The 25,007-nt window shown below is 56.1% G+C and carries 21 protein-coding genes; 13 read left to right on the top strand and 8 right to left on the bottom strand.

What is annotated here, in order from left to right; translation table 11 throughout:
• Positions 1-95 precede the first annotated feature (95 nt).
• The gene (gene ytfQ / locus SK50_RS04970) at positions 96-1,052 is read right to left on the bottom strand and encodes a galactofuranose ABC transporter substrate-binding protein YtfQ (RefSeq protein WP_017383924.1); all 957 of its coding nucleotides are present in this window, start codon (positions 1,050-1,052) and stop codon (positions 96-98) included.
• Positions 1,053-1,361: 309 nt separating this feature from the next.
• On the opposite strand from ytfQ, the gene ppa reads away from it, so the two are divergent.
• The gene (ppa, locus tag SK50_RS04965) at positions 1,362-1,892 is read left to right on the top strand and encodes an inorganic diphosphatase (protein WP_006810347.1); all 531 of its coding nucleotides are present in this window, start codon (positions 1,362-1,364) and stop codon (positions 1,890-1,892) included.
• 157 nt (positions 1,893-2,049) lie between these two features.
• Here the strand turns inward: ppa and SK50_RS04960 are convergent, their stop codons facing one another.
• From SK50_RS04960 to tamA, 3 genes are read right to left on the bottom strand one after another with little or no spacing between them, the layout of a single operon-like run.
• On the bottom strand, positions 2,050-2,394 hold the full coding sequence (locus tag SK50_RS04960) for a gamma-glutamylcyclotransferase family protein (protein WP_017383925.1): 345 nt from the start codon (positions 2,392-2,394) through the stop codon (positions 2,050-2,052).
• 2 nt (positions 2,395-2,396) lie between these two features.
• Positions 2,397-6,173, bottom strand: a complete 3,777-nt coding sequence (tamB, locus tag SK50_RS04955) for an autotransporter assembly complex protein TamB (RefSeq protein WP_045344390.1) — start codon at positions 6,171-6,173, stop codon at positions 2,397-2,399.
• The gene (gene tamA, locus SK50_RS04950; protein WP_032647013.1) at positions 6,170-7,903 is read right to left on the bottom strand and encodes an autotransporter assembly complex protein TamA; all 1,734 of its coding nucleotides are present in this window, start codon (positions 7,901-7,903) and stop codon (positions 6,170-6,172) included. The genes tamB and tamA overlap by 4 nt, the downstream gene beginning before the upstream one ends.
• Before the next feature lie 224 nt (positions 7,904-8,127).
• On the opposite strand from tamA, the gene msrA reads away from it, so the two are divergent.
• Positions 8,128-8,769, top strand: coding sequence for a peptide-methionine (S)-S-oxide reductase MsrA (gene msrA, locus SK50_RS04945; protein ID WP_006810351.1), 642 nt, complete (start codon positions 8,128-8,130; stop codon positions 8,767-8,769).
• On the opposite strand, the gene SK50_RS04940 is transcribed toward msrA, so the two are convergent.
• A complete protein-coding gene (locus tag SK50_RS04940) occupies positions 8,770-9,828 on the bottom strand; it encodes a LacI family DNA-binding transcriptional regulator (RefSeq protein ID WP_023302973.1) in 1,059 nt (352 codons plus the stop codon).
• 192 nt (positions 9,829-10,020) lie between these two features.
• Between SK50_RS04940 and SK50_RS04935 the strand changes: the two genes are divergently transcribed.
• From SK50_RS04935 to SK50_RS04910, 6 genes are all read left to right on the top strand, one after another.
• Positions 10,021-11,172: a Gfo/Idh/MocA family protein gene (locus tag SK50_RS04935; RefSeq protein ID WP_015572494.1), complete on the top strand. Its 1,152-nt coding sequence runs from the start codon at positions 10,021-10,023 to the stop codon at positions 11,170-11,172.
• Positions 11,173-11,187: 15 nt separating this feature from the next.
• Positions 11,188-12,366, top strand: coding sequence for a Gfo/Idh/MocA family protein (locus tag SK50_RS04930; RefSeq protein ID WP_023302971.1), 1,179 nt, complete (start codon positions 11,188-11,190; stop codon positions 12,364-12,366).
• Between the two features lie 2 nt (positions 12,367-12,368).
• Complete coding sequence (locus tag SK50_RS04925) at positions 12,369-13,436, top strand: Gfo/Idh/MocA family protein (protein WP_017383930.1); 1,068 nt, start codon at positions 12,369-12,371, stop codon at positions 13,434-13,436.
• Positions 13,437-13,445: 9 nt separating this feature from the next.
• Entirely contained in the window at positions 13,446-14,468 is a 1,023-nt protein-coding gene (locus SK50_RS04920) for a Gfo/Idh/MocA family protein (RefSeq protein WP_032103138.1), read from the top strand.
• 69 nt (positions 14,469-14,537) lie between these two features.
• Positions 14,538-16,082, top strand: a complete 1,545-nt coding sequence (locus SK50_RS04915) for an MFS transporter (protein WP_017694657.1) — start codon at positions 14,538-14,540, stop codon at positions 16,080-16,082.
• A gap of 193 nt (positions 16,083-16,275) precedes the next feature.
• Complete coding sequence (locus SK50_RS04910) at positions 16,276-17,613, top strand: polyamine export protein PaeA (protein WP_006810357.1); 1,338 nt, start codon at positions 16,276-16,278, stop codon at positions 17,611-17,613.
• Positions 17,614-17,689: 76 nt separating this feature from the next.
• Here the strand turns inward: SK50_RS04910 and SK50_RS04905 are convergent, their stop codons facing one another.
• Positions 17,690-17,896, bottom strand: a complete 207-nt coding sequence (locus SK50_RS04905) for a DUF1107 domain-containing protein (RefSeq protein ID WP_003856054.1) — start codon at positions 17,894-17,896, stop codon at positions 17,690-17,692.
• Between the two features lie 324 nt (positions 17,897-18,220).
• Here SK50_RS04905 and SK50_RS04900 point away from each other — a divergent pair, with 324 nt between their 5' ends.
• The gene (locus SK50_RS04900) at positions 18,221-18,778 is read left to right on the top strand and encodes a YtfJ family protein (RefSeq protein WP_017694658.1); all 558 of its coding nucleotides are present in this window, start codon (positions 18,221-18,223) and stop codon (positions 18,776-18,778) included.
• Here SK50_RS04900 and cysQ read toward each other — a convergent pair.
• On the bottom strand, positions 18,772-19,512 hold the full coding sequence (cysQ, locus tag SK50_RS04895; RefSeq protein WP_015572488.1) for a 3'(2'),5'-bisphosphate nucleotidase CysQ: 741 nt from the start codon (positions 19,510-19,512) through the stop codon (positions 18,772-18,774). The two genes, SK50_RS04900 and cysQ, sit on opposite strands and share 7 nt — an antisense overlap.
• A gap of 190 nt (positions 19,513-19,702) precedes the next feature.
• Between cysQ and SK50_RS04890 the strand changes: the two genes are divergently transcribed.
• Entirely contained in the window at positions 19,703-21,646 is a 1,944-nt protein-coding gene (locus tag SK50_RS04890) for a bifunctional 2',3'-cyclic-nucleotide 2'-phosphodiesterase/3'-nucleotidase (protein WP_045344389.1), read from the top strand.
• 93 nt (positions 21,647-21,739) lie between these two features.
• On the opposite strand, the gene SK50_RS04885 is transcribed toward SK50_RS04890, so the two are convergent.
• Positions 21,740-22,126, bottom strand: coding sequence for a winged helix-turn-helix transcriptional regulator (locus SK50_RS04885; protein WP_022650268.1), 387 nt, complete (start codon positions 22,124-22,126; stop codon positions 21,740-21,742).
• A gap of 84 nt (positions 22,127-22,210) precedes the next feature.
• On the opposite strand from SK50_RS04885, the gene SK50_RS04880 reads away from it, so the two are divergent.
• The 3 genes from SK50_RS04880 to SK50_RS04870 all read left to right on the top strand — a co-directional run bounded on the left by SK50_RS04880 (position 22,211) and on the right by SK50_RS04870 (position 25,006).
• The gene (locus SK50_RS04880) at positions 22,211-23,059 is read left to right on the top strand and encodes an SDR family oxidoreductase (protein ID WP_017383937.1); all 849 of its coding nucleotides are present in this window, start codon (positions 22,211-22,213) and stop codon (positions 23,057-23,059) included.
• Positions 23,060-23,140: 81 nt separating this feature from the next.
• Positions 23,141-23,965 (top strand): AraC family transcriptional regulator, encoded by an 825-nt coding sequence (locus SK50_RS04875; RefSeq protein WP_017694662.1) that lies wholly within the window; start codon positions 23,141-23,143, stop codon positions 23,963-23,965.
• 75 nt (positions 23,966-24,040) lie between these two features.
• Positions 24,041-25,006 (top strand): DMT family transporter, encoded by a 966-nt coding sequence (locus tag SK50_RS04870; RefSeq protein ID WP_032103135.1) that lies wholly within the window; start codon positions 24,041-24,043, stop codon positions 25,004-25,006.
• Position 25,007: the final 1 nt, after the last annotated feature.

Below are 25,007 nucleotides of genomic sequence, written 5' to 3'. Positions count from 1 at the left end.
CCTGCATCAGGCCGGATGACGCTACGCTTATCCGGCCTACAAAAGAGCGTATCGTAGGCCGGGTAAGCGCAGCGCCACCCGGCAATTTCACTGGATCAGTAGCCCATATTTTTCTTCTTCTCTAACTCTTCTTTCGCCGTGTCCGGCAGGTAGAGCGTGGATTTGGTGATGGTCAACTTCTCAGGCTGGGTGCCGTCTTTCTTGAATTTCTCCAGCGCATCGAATGCCGGGCCCGCCATATTTGGCGTCAGCTCCACGCTGGCGTTCGCTTCGCCGTCAATCATCGCTTTGTAGATGTCCGGTACGCCGTCGATCGAGCCGGTGAGGATATCTTTGCCCGGCTTCAGGCCCGCTTCTTTGATGGCCTGGATGGCGCCGATTACCATGTCGTCGTTGTGGGCATAAACCATGCAGATATTTTTGCCGTTATTTTCTGCCTTGATGAAGCTTTCCATGACCTCTTTACCCTTGCTACGGGTGAAGTCGCCGGACTGAGAACGGATGATTTTGATGTTTGGTGCTTTGGCGATGGCCTCCGCGAAACCTTTCTTACGGTCGATAGCCACGCTCGCCCCGACGGTGCCCTGCAACTCAACCACGTTACACGGCTTGCCATCCACCTGCTTCACCAGCCAGTCACCAATCAGTTTGCCTTCCAGCACGTTATCGGCGGTGACGGTGGTCATATAGAGAGATTTGTCTTTTACGTCGATGGAACGGTCGAGCAGGAAGACCGGAATTTCAGCATCTTTGGCTTCCTTCAGCACCGGCTCCCAGCCCGTGGCGACAACCGGGGCAATAAAGATGGCATCCACGCCCTGAGCGATAAACGAGCGCACCGCTTTAATCTGGTTCTCTTGCTTTTGCTGACCATCGGCGATTTTCAGCGTAATACCGCGCTTTTCGGCCTCACTTTTCGCCACATTCGTTTCAGCGGCGCGCCAGCCAGATTCAGATCCGACCTGCGAAAATCCAACGGTTAAGGGTGCGGCCATCGCCATAGACGACATGGCTGCCGAAACTGCTGTAACAAGAAGTAAGCGCTTCCACATATGAACGTCCTCGTAGGGTAGGTTATTGTTGGTTAAAAGATGTTCCGCGGATGAACTATAGCCAATGGAATATGTTACGGATTGCGTTACATCACACTTCAGAAAAGTGAATAAAACGTTAATCACAAGTTTGTAATCGCTTTCATTTCAACATTTAAAATGCGGCTGAGTTTATGGATTATCCTGTCATGGAAACGGTCTGAAAAGTGAAGGCGTGAGGGAGAGAAGACGAAAACAGGCGGAGACTTTCAGCGCCAGTTGGCTATAATACCTGCCACTTGTTTACCATCCATTTTAAAGGACACCGACATGAGCTTACTCAACGTCCCTGCGGGTAAAGAACTGCCAGAAGACATCTACGTTGTGATCGAAATCCCGGCCAACGCAGATCCAATCAAATACGAAATCGACAAAGACACCGGTGCGCTGTTCGTTGACCGTTTCATGTCTACCGCCATGTTCTATCCGTGCAACTACGGCTACATCAACCACACTCTGTCTCTGGACGGTGACCCGGTTGACGTACTGGTCCCAACGCCATATCCATTGCAGCCAGGCTCCGTCATTCGCTGCCGTCCTGTTGGCGTGCTGAAAATGACTGACGAAGCGGGTGAAGATGCGAAACTGGTTGCCGTACCGCACACCAAGCTGAGCAAAGAGTACGATCACATTAAAGATGTGAACGACCTGCCAGAGCTGCTGAAAGCGCAGATCGCCCACTTCTTCGAGCACTACAAAGATCTCGAAAAAGGCAAATGGGTTAAAGTTGAAGGCTGGGATAACGCAGAAGCGGCGAAAGCAGAAATCATCGCCTCCTTCGAGCGTGCTGCTAAGAAGTAATTCTTACTGCTGAGACTAAGCCCCGCGCGTCGGGGCTTTTTTGTGCCTGTCGCTCCAGGTAACCCGTGCGATTGAGGAGTATCGCCCGGCGGCGCTACGCTTGCACGGGCCTACGGCGCAAAACGACAACGCCACCTTACGGTGGCGTTGTCGTTTTTCAGAACTGGTCTCTGTCTAACCAGTTACCGCTTTCAATCAACGTTAACCCGTCGACCGAACGTTGGTACACGTACATCCATGCACTGCCGTAAGGCGTCTGGATCAACTGGCGAGCGTATTCACCGCCCCTGGTGCGCAAGGCATCAAGTTCGGCCAGCGTAGCATTATCAATACGATAAACCTCACCCTGTACCGTTCCGTTCCCCGGAACCGCGCCTGGATAGTGGCCCAGACTGTACAACTGGTAGTTTTCGATTGTGTAATTTCCCAGCAACTGGGCGTTGGTCATCCAGTGGCTGTTGCCTTGCCTGGTTCGTAAACTGCCGTAAACAAATATTCGCATTGCTAAAACTCAAACTGATAGAGCAGATCAAGTGCCTGGTCTACGCCGGACACTGCTTCCAGATATAGCTTAGGCATCAGGCGATAACGTAACGTGAGTGTAGCCAGTGAGTCAAAGATCCCCACGCCATATTTTACCTGTAGACCCGGCAGTACATAGCCGCTGACCACTACCTGCGAAGAGTCACCCACGCCCTGAGTGTCCAGCGCCAGATTGCTTACGCCAAACGTCTCGCCGATTTTACCCACAACCTGACCACTTTGTGCAACCCCCAGACCGACTAACATTGATGTCATTGCCGCACCATCGCCCTGTTGGCTATCCAGACCCTGGCCGCGAAGGAGGTAAGAGAGCGCTTCCTGTTGCGACATGGCCGGGTCAGAGAAGATCTCTGCCTTAGGTTCATCGGCGGAGCCCGTCACGCGCACGCCCGCAATCACATCATCTTCGGTGGCTTCCGGGTTACGGATCGCTTCGATATTGAGTACCGGCTGATCCGGTGGACCGGAGAACAGCAGCTCGCCTTTACGCACAATCAAATCCTGACCGTAGGCATGGAAGCGCCCTTCAGGAATATTGATTTGTCCATTGAGGCCAAGCCCCTGTTGATCCTGCGCCACTTTCAGGTCACCCGTGAGTCTCGCCTTCAGCCCAAACGCGTCCAAACGCACGTTATTCCCCACGTGCACGATAAGATTACTATTGATCGGTATGCCAGCGCTCTTCTGTTCAACAGGTTTCAGATTTTCATTGAGCATAACTTCGTCACTGGAGACGCCAACCGCGCTTTCCGGCACCTCGTGAACCACGATGCGCGCCCACGGTACGTCAACACGGCCGTCCAGGGTGAAGAGACTCGGCGTTGCCTCAAAGACCACGTCTGGCGACACGTCCAGCCGCACCATCGGCGGTACCGTGATACGCACCCTGCTGCCCTTGGCCGCAATACGGGCGCGCCAGTTGTCGAGCTGGCTCCAGTCTGCGTCACCGCTCAGGTTGATTTGTCCCTGCTGCGTCAGCACTGAGCCACTGAGGGTTGAGCTTTGGCCGTTAAAGTTCATCGTCAGCTGGCTTGGCTGCATATCGAACGGCATAAAGTTACCGTCAATGTCCACGCCGTTTAACCGCATCTGGCCAAACAGCTGCGGGCTTTGCGCATCCCCCGCCAGACGCAGGTTGGCGCTGAGCATCCCCGCCGCCTTTTCTCCCCGCGAGAAGATCGGATTCACCATCGCCAGGTTGAAGTTGCGAATATTGACGTTGCCGCCGAGATTGCGCCGCCCTTGCGGATCGGTAATTTGCACCTGTCCGTCAAACTGACCGTTGTTGGTCAGGCGGATCAGCCATCCCAGTTCCGCACGATTGTTACGCAGGTCAGCGTTCACATTCAGGGTGTCGAACGCCACCGGCAGCGGCGCGTCATTGACCTCCTGCGTCACCTTCACGTTACGTCCGGAGAGGGTAACGCTGCCCTGCGGCAGTCCCTCTTTGGTGGTGTCCCACGCGACGTCCGCTTTGCCGCTGAAGACCCCGCTGGCCTGGGTGGTTTCCGGCATAAAAGGTTTCAGCATCGCCAGGTCGAAACGGTTGAGGTTGATCTGCGCGCGTCCTTCCGCGCCCGCATCAATGGTCTGCGGCACGCACAGCTCAGCATTCGGGTTGGTCCAGCAGTGTGGCCCAATGCTGATCTTTTGCTCCGCGTTGCGGTAATCCAGCGCGACAGACCGCGACAGCACCAGCGGGCCGACCGGCGTGCTGAAGCGGGTGTTATCCAGCACGCCTTTCCAGCGCGTCGCCTGGCGGTCAAAACTGCCCGTCAGGTGCAGCTGCCCGGAGACCGGCTCGCCCTGCACGCGTAACTGGAGATCGTGCTGCTTTTCGTTACCTTTTGCCGCCAGCGTGACCAGACTGATGTTCACGTCCGGCTGAGAGATACGCTCCACGCGCAGATCCAGGTTTCCGCCGATCTGATCGGTGGATTTCACGTCTCCCTCGACACGTACGCGGGCAATAGAAAGTTCCTGCCAGCGCAGGTTATTGGCGGTGATGTCCGCCAGCAGCTGCGGCGCCTCCACCGTACCGCGAACCTTCACTAACCCCTTCGCCGTGCCGCCAAGACCCGGCAGGGCGTTATCGAGATTTGGCGCGTCGATGGTGGCATCCAGATTGAGGTCTTTCACGCCCAGCTCGCCTTTGATATCCGCCGTGTTGCGACCCAGCGCCACGTGCAGGCCCGGGATCACCCACTGGAGATAGCTGTTGCCCTTAAGCGAGCCCTCTACGTTGACTTTGTTCTGCTTCACGTTGCCGGTGAGCTTGAGTTCCGGCACATCCATCTGCCAGGTGCCACCGTACAGGCTACCGCGGGTTTTGATCAGGCCATCCAGTTTTGACGGCCAGTCCGGGACCTCTTTAGCGGTGTTGATCCCGGTCAGCTTCAGCTCGCCGCGCCAGCTGATCGCCTGCTGCCAGTCGAGCAGCGCGGTCAGCTCGGTTTTTCCTTCCAGCGCCGCCACGGTCAGCTTGTCGAGGTTAACCTGCAACTCGTTACCCTTCGCATCCAGGGTTATATCGGCGGGCGGTACCCCCTGCCCCTTCACTGCCGTGCGGAACGACAGCGTGTAGTCGGTCATTTTGCCACTTAGCTTCAGCTTCAGATCGTCAGCCTGGAACTGTTTTTCGCCGGTGAACGGCCAGTAAAGCTGCTTGCTGACAACCTCAAGGTTGAGCGGTAAACCGGCCTCTGCCAGCTGGGTTTGCCCGCGCAGCACCATATCCACCGGTCCGGAGAGGTTCACGCCGAACTCCAGCTTCTCGCGCAGCGCGCCGCCGACTTTCAACTTCACCTTTTCGCCTTTCAGCGGATCGATGTTCAGGGCGCTGTTCAGCGTAATATCTACCGGCCAGTTGTCGCGCAGCAGCGCATTGCCTGAGGCGTTGACCGACCCTTGGTTAGTATCAATATCCAGCGCGTCGAGCTTCATGTTGCCGTCGATACTGCTGACTTTAAGCAGCATGTTGAAGACCGTCAGATCGGTATCGCCGGTCAGACGCAACTGCTCGCCCTTAAACTCTTCGATATTGAGGTTCAGCGGCAGATGCACGTCGGTCATCTCCGGCAGAACCGGTTTCGAGAAGAGATCTTTCAGCGTTTCGCCCAGCGGTTTTTCTTCCGGCTGCGGGTTCTGGATCTTCGGCTCGACGATCTCTTCCTGCGCCACATCGGCCACCTTCGGCAGCGCAATCAGCAGCCCTTGCAGGGAGGTTGGGGTCAGGGTGAGGTTTTTCTCCTGCCAGCGCAGACCGGAGGTGAAATCCATCACGGATACCGTCGTGTCGTCGATTTTGATATTCACGTTATCCAGTGCGACCCGGTAAAGCGCAATCGGGTACGGCGTGGAGAGGTTCAGCGGGCCGCTGTCCTCTTCTTCGACAGGCTCGGACTTCGGCATTTTTTTGGAATCTATCGCCACGTTAACGTCTTTTAGCGACAAATCGTTTACGCATAGCTGGCTGTCCCGCAGGCAGCCGAGCTTGACCGCCAGATGAAACTCGCCCGCGTTCACCGCCACACCAGGCTGTTCATAACGGATATTTTTCAGGCGCAGATCGCGCCAGCCGCCCGTGACCTGGCCGATTTCCAGCCCCGGCACCCAGCGGTTCGCGGCGTTAAACAGCAAATGCAGGCCCGTGGTGGTGCCCACCAGAAACGCCACCGTACTGAGCAGTAATACGATAAAAATCAGCACCCCGAGGCTTATCTTCTTCCATAAACTCATAATTCAGGCCCCAGACCGATGTAAAACTGTAAACCGTGTTCGTCTTTGTCGCCCACCGGAACGGCGAAATCGAGCTTGATGGGCCCGACCGGTGACTGCCAGCGCACGCCTACGCCCGCGCCGGTTTTGAAATCGCTGCGGCGGATATCGTTCACCGCTTCACCGCCGTCAACGAACATCGCTCCCCACCACTTGCCGCTGACGTTGTACTGGTACTCCAGCGAGCCAGTCGCCAGTTTTGACGCCCCGGTCAACTGGCCTTTGTCGTTTTCAGGTGAGATCGATTTGTACTTATACCCGCGAATGCTGCGGTCGCCCCCGGCGAAGAAGCGCAGATCCGGCGGGACGCGTTCGAAATCACCGGTTTCGATCCAGCCGAGATTACCGCGCATCACAAAGCGGTGTTTGTCGTACAGCGTGCGGATCCAGACGTTTTGCGCCTGAAAGACGGAGAAGTCTACGTCGGAGCCCCAGGCGGTGTTGGAGTAATCGATGGAGTAGCGCTGAGAATCGCCCCAGGTCGGCATCAGGCCACCGCGCGAGCGGGTACGGCTGATCATCACGCCCGGATAAAGCAGCATGGTGGTGTTGGTGACGTTTGCCTGGGTAAAGTGGTCGAGGCTCCAGCGCAGGTTAATGGCGCGCTGCCAGCCGCTGGAGAGATCCCAGAAGCGTGATACCGCAAGAGTCGTCGAGTCCTGCTCGGTATCGTTCAAATCGGTACGCTTAAAGCCGCCCTGCACGAGGTAGTATTGCTCAAGCGGATTTTTCAGCAGCGGCATTTTATAGCTGAAGTCCAGCTGCTGTTCAGGTGCAGACAGGCTGACGCTGGTGGTCAGGCTGTGGCCGTAGGAGTTCATCCACGGTTTTTTCCACGAGGCTTTCACGCGCGGGCCGACGTCCGTGGAGTAGCCGACACCGGTCTCGATGGTGTTCTCGGTGCGCGGAGAGACCACGCCATGCAGCGGTAACACTTTCGTTTTACGGGATTTATCAAATTCCGGCGCTACCACCACGGAGTTAAACCAGCCCGTCGCGGACAAACGACGGTTCAGCTCGCCCAGGTCGCTGGACTGGTAGTAGTCGCCCTTTTTAAACGGCACCAGATTTTGCAGATACTCGTCACGGATTTGCGATCCTTCGAAGGTCACATCGCCAAACCGGTAGCGCTCGCCGCTGTCGTAATCGATATCCCAGAATGCCTGACGTCGCTCAAGCGCAACGCCCAGCTGGCTTTTGTTGAACCGGCTGTCGAAGTAGCCTTTGCGCAGCGAAACGCTGGTTAAGGATTTTTTAAAACGATCGTAATCCCCGTGATTGAGCACGGTGCCCACTTTCGGACGGGTGCTGAGCAGATCCAGGTAGTCCCGATCGGTGCGCGCACCGCCGCGCAGCACCACGTTCGTGCCGCCAATCAGGACGGGTTCGCCCGGCGAGACGCGGGCAATCAACACCTGGCGTCCTTTCGCCGGCGGCGGGCGTAAATCGAAATCGATGGTGGGTTCGTAGTACCCCAACGCCTTTAAGCCTTCGCGGATGGCGTCATCCACGCGCGCGCGAAAACGCCGATCCGGCGTGACCTCATCGCTCTGGATAGTAGAAAGCTGCGCACGCACGTTTTTTTCCAGCGCCCCGGATAACCCCTCAACCTGCAAACGGACATTCGCCGCGCTGGCAATCCCGCTGGTCAGCAGTAAGCTGACTAAACATAACTGGCGGATCTTTGTCACGTTTTCTCCTGAATATCCCTGTTTCCACCCTGGAAGCAAATGCAGTGCCGCTCCGCGGCAAAATACGGCCTGAAAGCCAAAAACCCAAATTACGGGTTGAAAAAGGGTGTAACACCCAAATATTTCTTATGATTAAATCTAGACTCATTCATCGCATTTATTGTGTTCAATTAAACGCTTCGTGACAACCTTAACCGAAACAACGCTACCCGGGAGGCCCCACCGTGAGTTTATTCGATAAAAAGCATCTGGTATCACAAGCCGATGCGTTACCGGGACGCAACACCCCTATGCCAGTGGCAACATTACACGCCGTAAACAACCATTCAATGACAAACGTTCCTGATGGAATGGAGATCGCCCTGTTTGCCATGGGCTGCTTCTGGGGCGTAGAACGCCTGTTCTGGCAACTGCCGGGCGTGTACAGCACCGCTGCGGGCTACACCGGAGGATATACGCCTAACCCAACCTACCGCGAAGTCTGTTCCGGTGAGACCGGTCATGCTGAAGCGGTGCGTGTGGTGTATGACCCGAGCGTCATTAGCTATGAACAGCTGCTCCAGGTGTTCTGGGAAAACCATGACCCGGCGCAGGGCATGCGTCAGGGTAACGATCACGGCACCCAATACCGTTCGGCCATCTACCCGCTCACCCCAGAGCAGGAGGCCGCCGCCCACGCCAGCCTGACGCGTTTCCAGGAAGCGATGCAGGCGGCCGGTGATAAACGTCAGGTCACGACGGAAATCGCTACCGCGAAACCGTTCTACTATGCCGAAGACGACCACCAGCAGTACCTGCATAAAAATCCGTATGGCTACTGCGGCATTGGCGGCATCGGCGTTTGCCTGCCTCCACAGCAGGCCTGATTACTGCATCAGCGCCACGCGAGCCGCGTGGCGCGTGGCATTACTCACCGAGCCGTAATCAATGACTTTCCCCTGCAACAGCAGGTTAAACACTGGCGCCTGTGGTCGGTTGAGCCGCGTTTGCAGCAAATGCACCGCTTCTATACCCAAATCCCGACAGGGCACCGTGATCCCCGTAATGGGCTTTTCAAGCCGGTTTGCTAAATTCCACGCAAAATCGGTGGTGATGATGGAGATGTCTTCCGGCACGCGCAGCCCATGCCGCTGTAACGCCTTCAGCACACCCTCGGTCATGCTGGTGCTGTTGGGAAAAATGACCTCAGGCCACTGCGCTCTGTCGTGACGTAACAGCCACGCATCCAGCTCGCGCTCAGCCTCTTCAGCGGTAAACCACTCCGTGACCAGTAAATCCCGCTGCGGCTCAAACGCCACATGAAAATGCCGGTACGCTTCTTTAATTCCATCCAGCCGGGCATAGAGCGTGTCCCGGCGTAAACAGGTGATGGTCAGCACCCGGCGATGCCCCTGCTCGAAAAGATATTGCATCGTGGTAAAGCCGATTGCGCGATGATCGGGGGAAACCGAATCCAGCACCCGGTCCCGGTCGACGGAATTAATTAATACACAGGGTTTATTCAGCGTGCTGGCCAGCTTAAATATGGTGGAATCATCCGTACCAATGATAATTATTGCGTTAATATTTTTATGGCTTGCCTTTTCCATAAATAATTTCACGTCCGCATTTTGTTCCTCTAATCCGCAATAACTGATCCAGACATTATGTGGCGCGCTGGCTTCCGCAATGCCTTTGGTCACTTCCAGATAAAAAATATCCCCACGCCCCTGAAACGTTCTTTCAGGCGCAAATACAGCGATTCCGTTAATTAAAAGCCGTCCGCTCGCCATCGACTCCAGCACGCCAAGCTCCCGTGCGATGCGGACAATGGCTTCCCGGGCCTTATCGCTGGTATAAGACTTGCCGCTCAACACCCTGGAAACCGTGCTCACGGAATATCCCGTCAGGGATGCGATCTCCTCCATTTTTAACTTGCCCGGCATAGTGTGACCTCGCTCTCAATCAGTTTTTGCAAATATTTGCAGAAACAGCGCTTTGATTTTAAAACCAAATTTCAAAATGGTTGGAGTTTACTTATTCACCTTGCGAGTATTCTCACAAAAACACATTGTCGCTACGTCTCGCCTTTCCTATTTTTCGGTCATCACGCTTTTTTACTGAAATTAAGGTGAGACATGGAGAAGGTACGTTTTGGCATTATTGGTATAGGTAATATCGGTACGGTCCACGCACGCTATTTACTGGCCGGAACCGTCAGCGACGCCTGCCTTACGGCGGTGTGCGATAACGCGCCGGAAAAGCATCCGGCCATTCGGCAGCTGGTTGGCGGCATTCCGCTGTTCAGTGATGCGCAGGAGATGCTCCAGAGCGGGCTTATCGATGCGGTCATTGTCGCCACGCCGCATTACGATCACCCGCACCTGTCGATGCTGGCGATGCGCCACGGCATTCATACCCTGTGTGAGAAGCCAGCAGGCGTCTACACCGCGCAGGTCCAGGAGATGAACGCCTGCGCCCGGGAGTGCGACGTGGTGTTCGGCATCATGTATAACCAGCGGCCCAACCCGCTGTATCAGAAAGTGAAAGATCTGATCGACAGCGGCGAGCTGGGCGAGATCCGCCGCTCCAACTGGATCATCACCAACTGGTATCGCTCGCAGAGTTACTACAACTCCGGCGGCTGGCGCGCCACCTGGAAAGGGGAAGGCGGCGGCGTGCTGCTCAACCAGGACCCGCACCAGCTCGATCTCTGGCAGTGGCTGGTGGGTATGCCGGTTCGTCTGCGCGCGTTTTGCCAGTTCGGTAAGCATCGCGATATCGAAGTGGAAGACGAGGTGACCGCCTACGCCGAATACGCCAGCGGTGCGACCGGCGTGTTCATCACCACCGTCGCGGAAACGCCGGGCACCAACCGCCTGGAGATTGTCGGCGATCGCGGTAAAGTGGTCGTCGACGAGGGCAAACTGCGCTACTGGCGGCTGCGCGAATCGGAAACCGAGTTTAACGCTCGCTGGCAGAATGGCTTCGGTGAGCCGGAATGCTGGGAGGTTTCTGTCCCTGTTGCCCCGGAATACAGCGAGCACCACGTCATCACCGCCAACTTCTGCGCCGCCGTGCTGCGCGGCGAGCCGTTGATTGCACCGGGTCTGGACGGCATTCGCGGTTTAACCCTCTCTAACGCCATGCACCTCTCCACCTGGACGGACGACTGGGTTGAGCTACCGCTGAACGAAAAGCAATACCTGCGCCTGCTTCAGCAGCGCATCAGCACCTCTGTAGATAAAGGGGCCACCAGCATCACGCTGGATGCCGCGGGTACCTGGTAACACCGGAGAAAATCGATGTTAAATGTCGCCATTGTGGGAACAGGAAATATCTCCCATAACCATATTCAGGGTTATTTGCAGTTTGGACAGCGCTGCCGGATCGTTGCGCTGGTTGATATCTATCCGGAGAAAGCGGAAGAGAAAAAAGCGCGTTACGGCCTGACGGACGCCCGCGTGTACGCCAGCCACCGGCAGTTGCTGGAGGATGCGCTTCCCATCGATATCGTTGACGTCTGCACCCCGCCCTATGTCCATGCGGAGATCAGCATTGATGCGCTTCATGCCGGCTGCCATGTACTGTGTGAAAAACCGATGGCCGCCTCGCTGGAGGAGTGTGATGCGATGATCGCCGCCCAGCAGGCCAGCGGAAAAACGCTCTCCATTATTGCCCAGAACCGCTTTACCGATGCCTTCTGGCGCTTAAAAGCGGCGCTGGATTCCGGCCTCGCCGGAAAAATATGCCATGCGCAGGTGGATTCCTTCTGGTGGCGCGGACATTGCTACTACGACCTGTGGTGGCGCGGCACGTGGGAAAAGGAAGGGGGCGGCTGCACGCTGAACCACGCGGTGCACCATATTGACGCCATTCAGTGGATGCTCGGCTTCCCGTCTGAGGTGGTGGCGATGATGACTAACGTGGCCCATGACAACGCCGAAGTGGAAGACCTTAGCGCCGCGATATTCAAATACCCCAGCGGCGCACTCACCCAGCTTACCGCCTCGGTAGTACACCACGGGGAAGATCAGAAGATCATTATCCAGGGTGATAAAGCGCGCATCTCCGCCCCATGGCAGGCTTATGCCAGCGTGAGTGCTGACAACGGCTTCCCGCAGGAGACCAATGATATTGAGCGAGAAGCCCTGCTTGATGCCGTTTTCCAGGCGACGCCCAGGCTCGAATGGACTCTGCACACCGGGCAGATTAACGACCTGCTTCAGAGCATTGAGCGCGGTACGGCCCCGCTGGTGGACGGCGTGCAGGGTAAGCGCTCGCTGGAGCTGATTACTGCGATGTATAAATCAGCCATTACCCGCAGTGTCGTTTCCCTGCCTGTTAGCCGCGATGATCCGTTTTACCGTACCGGCGGGACGAACGCTCTCGCCCCCCGTTTTTATGAAAAATCCGCAAGCGTCGCCAACTTCAGCGAAGTGGGCGCTATCCCTCTGGGTAAAGATCTGGATCGAGGACTGTAACCATGAACAAGAATGACGGAATGAACTACGCGCCGGTGGGCAAACCGCAGCCGGTGGTGCAGGCGGGTGAATTTGTATTTGCCGCCGCCGCGCTCGACCACGGCCATATCTACGGAATGTGTAATGGCCTGATTGAAGCAGGTGCCACGCTGAAGTGGGTTTACGATCCCGATCCGGCGAAAGTGGACACGTTTGTTCAGCAGTACCCGCAGGTGAAGGTGGCTGATTCCCTGGACGTTATTCTCGCCGATGGCGACGTGCGCCTGGTGGCCGGGGCGGCCATCCCCTCCGAACGCTGTGCGCTGGGGCTGAAGGCGATGACGGCTGGCAAAGACTACTTCACGGACAAAGCGCCGCTCACCACCCTTGAACAGCTGGCAGACGCCAAAGCGATGGTGGAGAAAACCGGGAAAAAATACGCGGTCTACTACAGCGAGCGTCTGCACGTGGAAAGCGCGGTCTTTGCCGGGCAGCTGGTACAGCAAGGCGCCATTGGTCGCGTGGTGCAAACCCTGGGCATGGGGCCGCACCGGGAAGGGACTGGCCGCCCGGACTGGTTCTACGATCGTCGCTATTTCGGCGGCATCCTGTGCGACATCGGCAGCCACCAGATCGAGCAGTTCCTGTTTTATACCGGCAACCGCGACGCCACCGTGGTCGCCAGCCAGGTGCGCAACGTTAACCACCCGCAGTATCCCGCATTCGAAGATTTTGGCGACGCCATGCTCAAAGGAGAAAACGGCGCCAGCGGCTATTTCCGTTGTGACTGGTTCACTCCTGACGGGCTCTCCACCTGGGGCGATGGTCGCCTGACGCTGCTCGGTACCGACGGGTATATCGAGATCCGTAAATATGTCGATCTCACCCGGGGTGAGCAGGATGTCGTTTACCTCGTCAATAACGAGGGCGAGTTCCGCTATCCTGTGGCCGGGCAGGTTGGGTTCCCGTACTTTGGCGAACTGATCCTCGACTGCCTGCACCGCACCGAAAATGCCATGACTCAGGCGCATGCTTTCAAAGCTGCCGAACTGTGCGTGAAAGCACAAATGCTCGCAAACGCAGCTGACTAAGGGGACGACATGAACATCCTGAACACGGCGATTATCGGTGCCGGGGCTATTCACAGTTGCCATGTGAATGCCCTGAGGCAAATCCCCAATGTCGCGCTGCGCGCGCTGGTCGATATCGACAGCGTCAAAGGACTGAAGCTGGCGATGAACTATCAGTGCCGCTTTTATCAGGATTACCGGGAAATGCTGCTGGATGACAGCATCGACGTGGTGCATATCTGCACGCCCCACTTCGAGCACAAAAACATGATTCTGGCGGCGCTGGCCGCCGGGAAACATGTCTTTTGCGAAAAACCGGTGGGCATGAACAGCAGCGAGCTTGCCGACATTGCCTCTGCCGCCGCGCAGGCACCCGGCAGGCTCGGCGTCTGCTACCAGAACCGGCTCAATCCGACCAGCCTGCGCATTCGCAAGGAGCTGGCGGAAGGCGTACTGGGAAAGATGTTAAGTATCAAAGCTGTGCTGACCTGGTCCCGCTCGGGGGCGTATTACACGGAAAGCCCGTGGCGCGGGCAGCTGGCAACGGAAGGTGGAAGCCTGCTAATCAACCAGGCGATCCATACCCTCGATCTGATGCAGTGGTTCGCGGGTGGCGTCACGCGGCTGAAGGGGGTAGTCGACAGCGGGGAACTGGCTGACGTCACGCAAGGGGAAGACAGCGCGATGGCCACGCTTCACTTTACCAACGGTGCGCGCGGTCTGTTTTATGCCAGCAACTGCCACACCACGGATTCCCCCCTCTGTCTGGAGATCCACTGCGAGCGCGGCTCACTGCTGCTCAACGACAACACGCTCTGGCGCATAACGCCCGGCGAACGATTTCGCCTGGAAAGCGATGCCTCTCCTGATGGCACCGCAAAAAGTTACTGGGGATTAGGACACCAGCAGGCGATCCGCCGTTTTTATCACGCTATTCATCACCCGGAGAGTACGGATTTTACCGATATTTGTACCGCCGGAAAATCACTCAAGATTGTGGAGGCTTTTTATCGGTCATCTCAGTTAAGACAATGGATAGATATTAATAATTAGAACGTCACGTGTAGTCCAGCAGTGCAATAAAAATACAACCTCTACATCTACCCTACACTGGATATTATTATGGTTAAACCAACTGAACGCAGAGTGGGTTATGGCGTGGCGCTTGGCTACGGCATAACCGACCTCTTTGGCGGAGGCGCTTTCGCCATTATCGGCACCTGGCTGTTATTTTTTTACACCACCTATTGCGGATTATCCGTCGTGGAAGCCGGCTCTATATTTGCTATTGCCCGCGTCATTGACGCGGTATTAAGCCCGATAATGGGTTACATCACCGACAATTTCGGCGACACCTGGCTTGGGCGTAAATTTGGCCGTCGCCGTTTCTTCTTATTACTCAGCTCTCCCTTAATGTTCCTCTATGCTCTGCTGTGGCTGACGGACATGGGTTACTGGTATTACCTGGGCACCTATCTTTCCATCGAACTGCTTTCAGCGATGGTGCTGGTGCCGTGGGAAACCCTCGCCGCGGAGATGACCAACCGCTATGAAGAGCGCAGCCGCCTGTCGGGCGTACGGATGATCTGCTCGCAATTGGGCGGTTTTCTTGCGGTGTCGGTTCCGGGCGTGATTATGCAATTTACCGGCAAAGATAATTCCTTTACCTACACGCTAACCGGACTGATATTTTCCTGCGTCTTTTGCATCGCGGTATTTATTACCTGGTACAGCACCTGGGAAGCAAAAGATGTGCATCAGGAGTATGACTTCAAAGTTGATACCCAGCGCAGCAGCGGAGTAATTAATCACCTCAAATATCTGGTGCTGGATCTCTTCTCTTCTTTTCGTATTCGCGCTTTCCGCCTGCATATTCTTATTTATATTTTCTCCTTCACCGCGATGGACGTATTTGGTTCAGTCTTTACCTATTACGTGGTGTATTGCCTGAGTCAGGATGCGGCAGCAGTGTCCGGCTGGCTAAGTATTGCGGCTTTTGCCTCCGTGCCCGGCACGTACGGATTTATGCTGTTACTCAACAGGCTGAACATGACCCCTTCCGCCGCACTGCGCCTTTCGTATAGCTGCATTTTCCTGGTGCTGGCATTCCTGTTTACGGTTTATCTCACCAAAACAGAGGTGCCAACGCTGCTGTTCTCCGCCGTCTTCATCCTGCTGGGTGCAGCCCGTTCCGGCCTCTATTACATTCCGTGGAATATTTATAGCTTTATTCCGGATATCGACGAGATCGTCACGCAGCAGCGCCGGGAAGGCATTTTCGCTGGCGTAATGGTGTTGACCCGCAAAAGCACCGTCGCCATTGCGATTATGATTATCGGCCTGGTGTTGCAGGAGTCCGGTTTTGTGAAAGGCAGTGGCGCACAGCCTGAAAGCGCGCTGGGAGCAATAATTGGCCTGATGATTTTTGCCACCGCCGCGCTGCTGGCAGTGAGCTTCTTCGCGACCTACAAATTTAAGCTGACCCGCGAGACGCATAAGGTGCTGCTCAAGGAGATCGCGCGTCGGAAGCTCGGTGGCGACTATCGCGACTGCGACGCCAGCACCCGCATGGTCATCAAACAGCTGACAGGCTATGAGTACGATCAGGTCTGGGGCGGCGATGCCACACGCCTGGCTGTGGGCGAAAACTTATCCACCGTGAAATAGCCCCTCTCGCCGGATCGGCCCCATGCCGGCCCGGCTTTTTTTGCCGAAAACGTGACCTCTGGCAGGTTTACACGTCTTTACGCTATACTACCGCTGAAATAATCGGCTCAACGCTACGAGCTGAGTTCAATGTGTCTTCACACGAATGGTATCAACTCCCCTTCTGAGGATCTGGCGAGAAGCCGGATAAACTATGTTAAACAGTATTTTAGTAATACTTTGTCTTATTGCCGTCAGTGCATTTTTCTCGATATCGGAGATCTCGCTGGCTGCCTCCCGTAAAATCAAACTGAAGCTGCTTGCCGACGAGGGCAACATCAACGCATCACGCATTCTGAAAATGCAGGAAAACCCCGGCATGTTCTTTACCGTGGTGCAGATTGGCCTGAACGCGGTCGCCATCCTTGGCGGTATCGTGGGCGATGCAGCGTTTTCTCCGGCGTTTTATAGCCTCTTTGTTAAGTACATGTCCGTAGAGCTGGCCGAGCAGTTGAGCTTCATCCTCTCCTTCTCCCTGGTCACCGGCTTGTTCATTTTATTCGCGGACCTGACCCCGAAACGCATCGGTATGATTGCGCCAGAAGCTGTGGCTTTGCGTATCATCAACCCGATGCGCTTCTGCCTGTACGTGTTCCGTCCGCTGGTGTGGTTCTTTAACGGCCTGGCGAACGTCATTTTCCGCATCTTCAAGCTGCCGATGGTGCGTAAAGACGACATCACCTCCGATGACATTTATGCCGTGGTGGAAGCCGGGGCGCTGGCAGGCGTGCTGCGCAAGCAGGAGCACGAGCTGATTGAGAACGTTTTCGAACTGGAATCCCGTACCGTGCCGTCCTCCATGACCGGCCGTGAAAACATCATCTGGTTCGATCTGCATGAAGACGAGCAGAGCCTGAAGACCAAGGTGGCGCAGCATCCGCACTCCAAGTTTCTGGTCTGTAACGAAGATATCGACCATATCATCGGCTACGTGGACTCCAAAGACCTGCTGAACCGCGTGCTGGCCAACCAGAGCCTGGCGCTGAACAGCGGCGTGCAGATCCGCAACACCCTGATAGTGCCGGATACCCTGACGCTCTCCGAAGCGCTGGAAAGTTTCAAAACCGCCGGGGAAGACTTCGCGGTGATCATGAACGAATACGCGCTGGTGGTGGGCATTATCACCCTCAACGACGTTATGACGACGCTGATGGGCGACCTGGTCGGCCAGGGGCTGGAAGAGCAAATTGTGCAGCGTGATGAGAACTCATGGCTCATCGATGGCGGTACGCCGATTGAAGACGTCATGCGCGTACTCGACATTGACGAGTTCCCGCAGTCCGGCAACTACGAGACCATCGGCGGCTTTATGATGTTTATGCTGCGTAAAATCCCGAAACGTACCGACTCGGTGAAGTTCTCCGGCTTCAAGTTTGAAGTGGTGGATATTGATAACTACCGCATCGACCAGCTGCTGGTAACGCGTATTGATAGCAAACCGACCGTGCTGGTGCCGAAACTGCCGGATGCCGAAGAGAAGGTGTCGGCGTAATCCTTTGTATGCCCCATAAACATCAACGGCTCCCATCGGGAGCCGTCTTTTTAACTACTACTGCATAGCACGTTGGTTAAGCCATCTCAGTTTGCAGACGCATAACCTGACGGTTGACTTCGGACATCACAGACAAGTGCTGTTTGTCCTTCACTTTTGGGATAAGGATTTTGCCCTTATCGAACTCAAAAGCGCCAACATCCTTGATGTACAACCGTCCACGGAACAGGATCTTCACGTACTTCGCCACCTGAAGCGGGTTGTAGCGTTGGAAAATTTTCATTCTTGTATCTCCTGCGAATCATACGCTCTTGCGGTGCCACAATCGGCCCGACTGTCCTGAGCGCAAATTTTGATGCCCAATGACTATAGACCAGAACCTCGTACTTACCCAGTGTGCATAAGTTTATTTACCGTTTGATTACAATTATTCAGAATAATCTTTGCAAAGCGTGATACAGCGCAGTATATGCCGTCGTTTTTGCATGGATATGTGCGTTCGCCCGCAAACTGGCATCGGGATTGCGGGAAAAGCCTATTGATCGCACTTATGATTAAAAGCGCATGACCAAGTGGTCGGATCACCTGCTAACAATAAGGAAACACCATGACCCTACGTAACCTCCTGGCAGCAGCTTGCCTGTTGCTGCCGCTGATGGCTTCCGCACACAACATTGAAAAAGGACAACGTGTCCCGCCGGTCGGCATTGCTGACCGGGGAGAATTGATTCTCGACAATGATAAGTTTAGCTATAAAACCTGGAATAGCGCGCAGCTTGCGGGCAAAGTGAGAGTTGTACAACATATTGCCGGACGTACATCCGCTAAAGAGAAAAATGCCACCCTCGTGGAAGCGATCAAAGCCGCAAAACTCCCGCACGATCGCTACCAGACCACCACCATCGTGAACACCGACGACGCGATTCCCGGCTCCGGGATGTTTGTGCGCTCAAGCCTTGAGAGCAATAAGAAGCTCTATCCCTGGTCGCAGTTTATTGTCGACAGCAACGGCGTGACGCGTAAGGCGTGGCAGCTGGAAGAAGAGAGTTCAGCGATTGTCGTGCTGGACAAAAACGGTCGCGTACAGTGGGTTAAAGACGGCGCGCTGACGCAGGATGAGGTGCAGCAGGTGGTTGCCCTGCTGCATAAGCTACTGACTCAGTAAAGTGATACCCGGAAGCCCGGATTCAGGAATGACTCGCGCGGGGTGTAGTCCAGTGGCTTACCCTGCCAGTCATGCACATGCGCGCCAGCGGCCGCCGCCACCGCATGCCCTGCCGCCGTATCCCAGACGTTCGTCGGCCCGAAACGGGGGTACAGCTGCGCCTGCCCTTCCGCCACCAGACAGAACTTCAGCGACGAGCCAATCGACGTCGTCTGGTGTTCACCCAGCTGTTGCAGATACTCCTCCAGCTCGCTGTCACTGTGCGAGCGGCTGATCACCACCAGCGGAGGACGGGCATCACGCACCTGGATCTGCTTACGCACGCCGCACTCTTCCTTCCAGGCTTTACCTTCCGCCGCGCTGTACATTACTTTCATCACCGGGGCGTAAACCACGCCAAGCACCGCTTTTCCTTTTTCAATGAGGGCGATGTTGACGGTGAATTCACCGTTACGCTTGATAAACTCTTTCGTGCCATCCAGCGGGTCGACAAGCCAGTAACGCTGCCAGTGCTGACGTTCATCCCAGCTCTGGGGCGCTTCTTCAGAAAGGACCGGAATATCCGGCGTCAGGGCCTGCAAACCTTTCAGGATCACCGCATGCGCCGCGATATCCGCCGCCGTCACCGGGGAGTCATCCGCTTTGCTGACAACATCCATCGGTTTCGCACCGTCGTACACCTGCATAATGGCATCACCCGCATCCCGTGCGAGCTGACAAATTTTATCTAACATTCTCCACCTCTTCGTTAACGCAGTGGGCATAACTTATTGTTTTAGTTATATCGTAATGTGAACAATTCCGCTATCTGTGAAGCAATTCTGGTTTCAGCGCCCTTTTTTCTGGCAGCATTCACACTTCTGTAAGCAACAAATACTACATACATATTCTTTTGTGGCTTGGATCGAAAAAAGGACTCCTCAGATGATTAAGTTTAGCGCAACGCTCCTGGCAACGCTGATTGCGGCAAGCGTTCAGGCAGCGACGGTGGATCTCCGTATTCTGGAAACCACCGATCTGCACAGCAATATGATGGACTTCGATTACTACAAAGATACCCCTACGGAAAAATTCGGACTGGTACGCACGGCAAGTTTGATCAACGCCGCCCGCGGTGAAGTGAAAAACAGCGTGCTGGTCGATAACGGGGACTTAATTCAGGGCAGCCCGCTCGGCGACTACATGGCGGCGAAGGGGCTGAAAAAAGGCGAGATCCATCCTGTTTATAAGGCAATGAATACGCTGGACTATACCGTCGGCAACCTGGGCAACCACGAATTTAACTACGGCCTGAAATACCTGCACGACGCGCTGGCAGGTGCAAAATTCCCGTACGTTAACGCCAATATCATCGACGTTAAGACGAAGAAGCCGCTCTTCACCCCTTATCTGATTAAAGAGACCGAGGTTGTCGACCAGGACGGTAAAAAACAGACGCTGAAAATCGGCTATATCGGTTTTGTGCCGCCGCAGATCATGACGTGGGATAAAGCCAACCTCGACGGGAAAGTGACCGTCAACGACATTACCGAAACCGCGCGCAAATACGTGCCGGAGATGCGGGCGAAAGGGGCGGATGTGGTCGTCGTCGTGGCGCACTCTGGCCTCTCGGCCGACCCGTATCAGGTGATGGCTGAGAACTCCGTGTACTATCTCAGCCAGGTGCCGGGCGTGGATGCGATCCTGTTTGGTCACGCCCACGCCGTCTTCCCGGGCAAAGATTTCGCTGCTATCAAAGGCGCGGACATCGAAAAAGGGACGCTTAACGGTGTGCCATCGGTAATGCCGGGCATGTGGGGCGACCACCTTGGCGTGGTGGATCTGGTGCTGAATAACGACAGCGGAAGCTGGAAAGTCACGCAGTCGAAAGCGGAAGCGCGTCCGATCTACGACGCAGCGGCCAAAAAATCTCTGGCAGGGGAAGATAAAAAGCTGGTCGACGTCCTGAAGCATGACCACGACGCGACGCGTGAATTTGTCAGCAAGCCGATCGGTAAATCGGCTGATAACATGTACAGCTTCCTCGCGCTGGTACAGGATGACCCGACCGTGCAGGTAGTCAACATGGCGCAGAAAGCCTATGCGGAGCACTATATTCAGGGCGATCCGGATATGGCAAATCTGCCGGTACTGTCTGCCGCGGCGCCATTCAAAGTGGGCGGGCGGAAGAACGATCCGGCCAGCTACGTTGAGGTGGAAAAAGGCCAACTGACCTTCCGTAATGCCGCCGATCTCTACCTCTATCCCAACACCCTCGTGGTGGTGAAAGCTACCGGGAAAGAGGTGAAGGAGTGGCTGGAGTGCTCTGCCGGGCAGTTCAACCAGATCGATCCGCACAGCAGCAAACCGCAGTCGCTGATTAACTGGGACGGTTTCCGCACCTACAACTTCGACGTGATCGACGGCGTGGAATATCAGATTGACGTCACCCAGCCCGCGAAATATGACGGCGAATGTCAGGCCATTAATCCGCAGGCAGAACGTATCAAAAACCTGACCTTCAACGGCAAAGCGATTGATCCGAATACCACTTTCCTGGTGGTGACCAACAACTACCGCGCCTATGGCGGCAAGTTTGCCGGTACGGGTGACAGCCACATCGCCTTTGCCTCGCCGGATGAGAACCGTTCGGTGCTGGCGGCGTGGATCAGCGCGGAGTCGAAAAAGACGGGTGAAATTCATCCGGCGGTGGATAACAACTGGCGACTTGCGCCGATCCACAGCGACACTAAGCTGGATATTCGCTTTGAGACATCTCCGTCCGATAAAGCAGCCGCGTTTATCAAGGATAAGGCGCAGTATCCGATGCAAAAGGTCGCGACGGATGATATTGGGTTCGCGATTTATCAGGTGGATTTGAGCAGGTAGCGATGATTGTGCCGGGTGGCGGCTTCGCCTTACCCGGCCTACCCGCAATCCTCAATCCCGTAAGCCGGGTAAGCGCAAGCGCTACCCGGCATTTCACGCCGCACGCTCGTCCCTATTCGCCATCACCTGCGGCGTATTGACCTCAATCCAGTCGGCCAGCGCGGCCACCTTCTCGCTTACCTCCCGCCCCAGCGGCGTCAGGCTATACTCCACATGCGGCGGCACGACCGGATACGACACGCGATCGACAAACCCGTCATGTTCCAGCGCCTGTAAAGACTGAGCCAGCATCTTCTCGCTGACGCCGCCCATCTTGCGGCGCAGATCGCTGAAGCGATGCGTCCCCTGACGTAACGCCACCAGGATCAGCACGCCCCAGCGGCTGGTTACGTGTTTGAGCACCTCCCGTGACGGGCACTGTTCCGCAAAGAGGTTGCCATCGCGCATTTGCTCGCTGAGCGTTGGTATTGTTGTTTTCATACTTACCTTTATGTACGTACTTACTAAAAGTTAGTTATGGTGATAGTGTGCCACAACACCAGACAAACACGAAGGAGATTCATCATGATCGCGATTACCGGCGCAACCGGCCAGCTTGGCCAACACGTTATTGAAGAACTGCTGAAAACCGTTCCGGCCAGCCAGATCGTGGCTATTGTGCGTAACCCGGCGAAAGCCGAAGCGTTGCGTCAGCAAGGGGTCGTTGTGCGTCAGGCGGATTACACCGATGAAGCCGCATTTACCACCGCGCTGAACGGCGTGGATAAACTGCTGCTCATCTCCTCCAGCGAAGTGGGCCAGCGTGCCGTACAGCACCAGAACGTGATAAACGCCGCCAAAGCCGCCGGGGTGAAATTCATCGCCTATACCAGCCTGCTGCATGCTGACAAATCTCCGCTGGGTCTGCACGTTGAGCACGTCGAAACCGAAAATGCCCTGGCGGCCTCCGGCGTGCCTTACGCTCTGCTGCGCAACGGCTGGTACACCGAAAACTACCTGGCAAGCGCGCCGCCAGCGCTGGAACACGGCGTATTTATGGGTGCCGCAGGCGAAGGCAAAATTGCCTCTGCGACCCGTGCGGATTACGCGGCGGCGGCAGCGAAAGTGATTTCTGAAGAGGGTCATGCCGGCAAGGTGTATGAACTGGCGGGTGATAATGCCTGGACGCTGAGCGAACTGGCTGCGGAACTGAGCAAGCAGAGCGGTAAGCCGGTAACGTATCAGAACCTCAGCGAAGCCGATTTCGCCGCTGCGCTGAAAGGCGTTGGTCTGCCTGCCGGGCTGGCGGAGATGCTGGCGGACTCCGACACCGGCGCGTCCAAAGGCGGCCTGTTCGACGACAGCCGTACCCTGAGCAAACTGATCGGCCGCCCAACCACATCACTGGCGGAAAGTGTCAAAGCCATCCTGTAGTTGTTAAAAATTGGTTATTTTTTGTGGCATCCCCTCGGGTCATCTCTGATAATGAAGCGATGACCCACAAGGAGGCTCACCGTGCAAGGCGTACCGGAACAGTTCACTGATGAGAGAGACAGCGCGCGCTTTCGCCATCTGGCGCAACTGCCGGGCCTGGAGCTTTATCACGCCCATATCTCTGACTACGCCTTTGAGCCTCACACTCATGAAGCCTTCGGTATCGGCACCATCGAAACCGGTGCCGAACGCTTCCGCTATCGCGGTACCCAGCATCTTGCCGCGGAAAAATCCGTCGTGACCATGAACCCGGACGAGATCCACACCGGGGAATCCGCCACCGAAGGCGGCTGGCGCTACCGAATGGTCTACATCGAACCCGACCTGCTGGAAGAGGTCACCGGCCTGCGTCACTGGTGGTTTAATGACGTCACGCGCCACGACCCTTTGCGCTCGCAGCAGATTGGCCGGTTAATTTACGGCCTGTGGCACACCAACGATCCGCTGGCGCAGAAGGGGCTGCTACTGGATTTGATTCAGACTTTTCAGCCACTGGCCCATCATGCGCCGGTGGTGCAGGAGGCCGCGCACCGCTTCGAACGCGTTCGCGACTATCTGCACGACAACTATATGCGCTCGCTGACCCTGGACGAGCTGGCTAACGTTGTCTCGCTCAGCCCGTACCATTTTCAGCGCCAGTTCAAAGCCCATTTCCACGTTACGCCCCACCAGATGCTGATGGCCATCCGGCTGTGGCGCGCAAAAGCATTCCTCACCCACGGCATGCCTGCCGCCGAGGTGGCCGCCGCGACCGGGCTGACCGATCAGTCGCATTTAACCCGCGCCTTCACCCGTCGCTACGGCATCACGCCCGTGCGCTACCAGAAACAGGTTATGCCGCGCTAATGCGCAACCTCATACAATACGCGCGCGTTTTGCCCTCCTACACTGATCGCAAAGTGAATCAAGATGGATGGAAAAATGATTAGCGGCGTGTTGTATGCCCTGCTTGCGGGTTTGATGTGGGGGCTGATTTTTGTCGGCCCGCTGATTGTGCCGGAGTACCCGGCAATTTTGCAGTCGACCGGACGTTACCTGGCGCTGGGGCTGATTGCCGTGCCGCTGGCATGGCTGGGGCGCGCGCGTCTGCGTCAGCTAGGCCGCCAGGACTGGCTCACCGCGCTGGCGCTGACCATGATGGGTAATCTGATCTACTACGTCTGTCTGGCGAGCGCCATTCAGCGCACCGGTGCGCCGGTGTCCACCATGATTATCGGCACGCTGCCGGTGGTCATCCCGGTTTTCGCGAACCTGCTTTACAGCCAGCGTGACGGCAAACTGGCGTGGTCAAAAATGGCGCCCGCTCTGGTCTGCATCGCCGTGGGGCTGGTGTGCGTGAATATTGCCGAGCTTCGCCACGGCCTCGAAAACTTCAGCTTGTGGCGTTACGGTTCAGGGATCTTTCTGGCGTTTATCTCGGTTGTCTGTTGGGCCTGGTATGCCCTGCGCAACGCACGCTGGCTGCGGGAAAACCCGGATAAACATCCGATGATGTGGGCGACGGCGCAGGCGCTGGTCACCCTCCCTGTCTCGTTGCTGGGCTATGTGGGCGCGTGTGTCTGGCTGGGTAGCCAGCAACCGGCATTTACCCTGCCCTTCGGACCGCGCCCGTGGATATTCGTCGGGCTAATGGTCGCCATTGCCGTGCTCTGTTCGTGGGTGGGCGCGCTGTGCTGGAACATTGCCAGCCAGAAGCTGCCGACGGTGATACTGGGGCCGCTGATTGTCTTTGAGACACTGGCAGGGCTGCTCTATACCTTCCTGATGCGTCAGAGCGTGCCGCCGCTGCTAACGGCCTGCGGGATCGCGCTGCTGGTCGTTGGGGTGGTGATTGCGGTGAGAGCGAAGCCGGAAAAACCGATGGTCGTTCCGGCGTCGGAGGGGTGAG

It is taken from the genome of Enterobacter sp. BWH64, from assembly GCF_001037645.1.
Classification (GTDB): Bacteria; Pseudomonadota; Gammaproteobacteria; order Enterobacterales; family Enterobacteriaceae; genus Enterobacter; species Enterobacter hormaechei_C.
The sequence above is the reverse complement of the archived record's forward strand: the minus strand, read 5'-3'. Positions and strand labels throughout refer to the sequence as shown.